Origin of the sequence: Alistipes sp. CAG:29 (assembly GCF_000435435.1) — a bacterium.
In the GTDB taxonomy this organism is placed as follows: Bacteria; Bacteroidota; Bacteroidia; order Bacteroidales; family Rikenellaceae; genus Alistipes; species Alistipes onderdonkii.
The window spans coordinates 1-2,180 of record NZ_FR893386.1 but is presented as its reverse complement, the minus strand read 5'-3'; the positions used below and the strand labels follow the sequence as shown (position 1 = coordinate 2,180).

Below are 2,180 nucleotides of genomic sequence, written 5' to 3'. Positions count from 1 at the left end.
TTTTTACGATATATTTTGTATTCTCACAATAATTTAAGATATTTGTTAAATGCAATGCCGAAACTCGATACGGACTTACATCATCACTGTCACACAACCATCGCCTAACGTATTTGGCATTGTCTTTTTAATAGAAAAAGGGATGACCAACCACGATTAGTTAACAGACAATCGTTATTTTATTGCAATTACAATTCGGTCGTCCCTTTATTTTGTATTCTCGAAGTGCCTATAACCTTTGCGTACGTTTAAGAATTGTTCTATAAACCCATAACTACTGAACCATGCCACAAAAATCCTATACGCTGGGGAATCTGCTTCAAGACTGTTTGGATTGCGACATCCGCAAAAGCGACATCCGGCAATTTTTCGATGATCTGAAAAAGAAGGCGCATTTTGTCTATGCAATCTTGTGCGGTGCTCCGAAATCGGTATTTTGGATTACGCTGGACGATGAAGAAAGCCATCCCGACGAAAAGACATTTTCAGTTGCGGAGTTTAACGACAATTACGAAAACTTCGACAGCCGCATCGATTCTTTCCGGGTTAATTTCAATGCCTATTTTTTTCGCGAGCAATGGGCCACGAAGTTTCCCGAATGGGAATTGATGGAGAACCCTTTCAACGGGGAGGAGCGTTTCTGCGCTACGAGCCGCAAGGAGCTGACGGTAGAAATTTTCGTAACGGAATATCCGCATTTGTTGGCTTACCTGTGCCGTCGGGCGGTTCTGGAAAACGCGCCCTTCGAACTGACGCGCGAAACGATTAAACATTACGGATTCAGCCGCGAAGATGTAAAACTCCTGCGCGATTGTATTGCAAGCAACAACCGACGGATCATCGACGAGTTGCGCGAGGAATACGAGCGGCTGAAAGCCATAGACTGCCTGCAGGTAGTGCCTCCAAAAAGGCGGGGGCGGAAGCCTAAAGCCGAAGTGTCTGCCGAAATCCAGCCCATAGCCAAAAAACCGAGGACGAGGATCAGTCGAAAGAAATTCGTGCCGACACGAAGCGTAAAAAGTTAGGCGTAAACCATCGGAAAACGCAGAGTACTCCTCACCAATTAGCGGAGATGGTTTTCAATATAACAACGAGAATAATTTGCAAATATGATTATCCGTATAACGTCCGTTAATATTTTTAACATAACACGAATAAATCATGCGTAAAATTTATACAAAGACATTTGTGTATTTTGCTGAAATTCAATATATTTATAATGAAATAAACAATCGAAATATCATTATGGACATACTGAACTTCACGTATTATTTTTTAATATATAATTTGATATTTAATTAAAATATATTTATCTTTGATTTCATAACACTACTTTTTAACATTAAAATATGCCGCTATAACACTGCTTTTTCTATCAAACCAAAGATACGGCGTCACTCCGGAATCTTTACTCTTGTTCAACTAAAACCCACTTATTTATGAGGAAATTAACCAACCGAGCACTTTTCATCTGCTTTGCTCTGATGACGTCCTTTTGCCTCATTGCGCCGGCTACCGCTCTGCGTTCCTACGCGCAGGAGGGGGGGGGCAGCACCCTTGAAGGCCTGATCAAAGACGACTCCGGGCCGCTTCTCGGAGCAACGGTGATTGTGAAGAACACGACGCGCGGAACGACAACCGACATGGACGGCAAATTCCGTCTGGAAGGGTTGCAGCCCGGCGACGTACTGCAAGTAACCTACGTAGGATACGACCCCTACGAGGTGACCTACACAGGTCAGACGACACTGGACATCCTGATGACGACGACCGCCAACCAGCTGAACGCAGTCGTAGTGACTGCCATGGGTATCGAACGTCAGTCGAAAACACTCTCCTATGCTGCCGAAACGGTCGGCGGCGATGACGTGGCCGACATCAAGTCGGTCAATATGATCAACGCGCTGCAGGGCAAGGCCGCCGGTCTGCAGATTACCCCGAACTCGACGGGCGCGGGCGGATCGTCGAAAATACTCTTCCGCGGTAACAAGTCGATCAACGGCTCGAACCAGCCGCTGGTCGTCGTCGACGGCGTCCCCCTGATGATGAACATCACGTCCGATCAGGTCGACAGCAACTGGGGCGCCCAGCGCGACGGCGGCGACGCCATGTCTACGATCAACCCCGACGACATCGCCTCGATCTCCCTGCTGAAAGGCGCGTCGGCCGCCGCCCTCTAC

2 protein-coding genes are annotated in these 2,180 nt (G+C 46.9%); both read left to right on the top strand.

What is annotated here, in order from left to right; all coding sequences use genetic code 11:
• Positions 1-284: 284 nt before the first annotated feature.
• Positions 285-1,025: a hypothetical protein gene (locus QVP03_RS00010; RefSeq protein WP_009599008.1), complete on the top strand. Its 741-nt coding sequence runs from the start codon at positions 285-287 to the stop codon at positions 1,023-1,025.
• 459 nt (positions 1,026-1,484) lie between these two features.
• On the top strand, positions 1,485-2,180 hold a 696-nt coding region (locus QVP03_RS00005), incomplete at its 3' end, for a carboxypeptidase-like regulatory domain-containing protein (protein WP_288210572.1).